Source organism: Lawsonibacter hominis, assembly GCF_014287895.1.
In the GTDB taxonomy this organism is placed as follows: domain Bacteria; phylum Bacillota; class Clostridia; order Oscillospirales; family Oscillospiraceae; genus Lawsonibacter_A; species Lawsonibacter_A hominis.
Window position 1 is genome coordinate 1 of sequence record NZ_JACOPP010000079.1, and the last position, 1,005, is coordinate 1,005.

Annotated in this window: 1 protein-coding gene; it reads right to left on the minus strand. The window is 44.8% G+C overall.

All coding sequences use genetic code 11. The annotated features are described in order from the left end of the window. Positions 1-61 precede the first annotated feature (61 nt). On the minus strand, positions 62-1,005 hold a 944-nt coding region (locus H8S57_RS16835; protein ID WP_207723850.1), incomplete at its 5' end, for an IS3 family transposase.

The window sequence follows — 1,005 nt, forward strand, 5'->3', positions numbered from 1 at the left end:
TGAACCGCCCCCGATTGTGCGGACAGCACAAAAACGCCCCTAATATAGGACTATGAGATTTTCAAGCAGCAAACTGGCGGCGCAATTCCAGAGGCGTCAGTTTTGTTTTTGATTGAATGCGCTGGTGATTGTAAAAGAAAATATAATCGTCAATGAGCGCTCTGGCCTCGGCAAAAGAATTGATTTTGGTTCTGTAGATGCACTCTGTTTTGAGAATAGAAAAGAAATTTTCAGCCAGAGCGTTGTCATACGGATTTCCGCGTCTTGACATTGAGGGCGTAATCCCGTATCTTTGAGTTAGCTCAAAATATGCTTCTGAGGCGTACTGAGCACCCTGGTCACTGTGGAGTTGCAGCTCTGCAGTGACCTTTTCTTTCTTCTTGGCCGCCTTGATCGTATTCAGTACCAGGTTGACATTCTGGTTCGTGGCGGTCTTGTAGATAACGATGCTGTTGTCATAGAGATCTCGGATGATGGATAAGTACAAGGTTCCTTGTCCAGTGCTGATGTACGAAATGTCCGTTACCCATTTTTGATTCGGACATTCAGCGGTGAAATCTCTGTTCAACAGATTGGGGTATTTGTGCAGACCTTCCCCATATCTTACATATCGTTTTCTTCTTATAACCGACAGCAAATTGTACTTATTCATTACTCTGAGAATGGTTTTAGGGTTGTGGTGGATGCCTTTGCGTTCAAGCCAGATACACACTCTGCGGTATCCATATGTGTTCCGGCTCTCTGCCTGACACTCTCGTATTTTTTCAGCAAGGGGCAAATCTTTGGCCAGGGTATCCATCCTGCTGACATATCCGTAGTAACCGCTACGGGATACTTCAAAAAAACGACACATTTCGCTGATGGGATACTCTTTTCTGTGTCGATATATGACCTTGTATTTTACGCTGATCTTCACTCCTTCCCAGTGAGCAAGAGAAAATCCCGCAACAGCTCTACTTCCATTTTCAAGCGCTTGTTTTCGTATTTGTACTCTGCCAGGGCCTT